Here is a 1,106-nt window from a genome sequence, read left to right on the forward strand (position 1 = left end):
ATGGCTAAGGAAAAGTTTGAGCGCAGTAAACCGCACTGCAACATCGGCACCATTGGTCACGTTGACCACGGCAAAACCACGCTGACCGCCGCGATCACCAAACAGTTTGGTGACTTCAAAGCGTACGACGAAATCGACGGCGCGCCAGAAGAAAAAGCACGTGGCATCACCATCTCCACCGCACACGTGGAATATGAAACCGAAGCACGTCACTACGCACACGTTGACTGCCCAGGCCACGCTGACTACGTGAAAAACATGATCACCGGTGCGGCGCAGATGGACGGCGCGATCCTGGTTGTGAACGCAGCAGACGGCCCAATGCCACAGACCCGTGAGCACATCCTGCTGGGCCGCCAGGTTGGCATCCCTGCCATGGTTGTTTTCATGAACAAAGTGGACCAGGTTGACGACGAAGAACTGCTCGAGCTGGTGGAAATGGAAATCCGCGAGCTGCTGTCTGAGTATGAATTCCCAGGCGACGACATCCCTGTGATCGCAGGGTCCGCTCTGGCGGCTCTGGAAGACCGTGACGACAACATCGGCAAAGAGAAAATTGCTGAGCTGATGGCGGCTGTTGACGAGTACATCCCACAGCCACCACGTGCGACTGACCAGCCGTTCCTGATGCCAATCGAAGACGTGTTCTCGATCTCTGGCCGTGGTACTGTTGTGACCGGCCGTGTTGAGCGTGGCGTGATCAACGTTGGCGACGAAATCGAAATCGTTGGCATCAAAGACACTCAGAAAACCACCTGTACCGGTGTTGAAATGTTCCGCAAGCTGCTGGACTCCGGTGAAGCGGGCGACAACATCGGCGCGCTGCTGCGTGGTGTTGACCGTGAAGCGGTTGAGCGTGGTCAGGTTCTGTGTAAGCCAGGTTCCGTGAACCCACACACCAAGTTCGAAGCAGAAGCCTACATCCTGACCAAGGATGAAGGTGGCCGTCACACCCCGTTCTTCGCGAACTACCGTCCACAGTTCTACTTCCGTACAACTGACGTGACCGGCACTGTTGAACTGCCAGCGGGCACCGAGATGGTGATGCCTGGCGACAACCTGAAGTTCAACGTTGAGCTGATCGCACCGATCGCAATGGAAGCCGG

The 1,106-nt window shown here is 56.5% G+C and carries 1 protein-coding gene; it reads left to right on the forward strand.

All coding sequences use genetic code 11. The features are described from left to right. On the forward strand, positions 1-1,106 hold a 1,106-nt coding region (tuf, locus tag J7399_RS20860; protein ID WP_209090089.1), incomplete at its 3' end, for an elongation factor Tu.

Origin of the sequence: Shimia sp. R9_1, from assembly GCF_017743775.1 — a bacterium.
GTDB lineage: Bacteria > Pseudomonadota > Alphaproteobacteria > Rhodobacterales > Rhodobacteraceae > Shimia.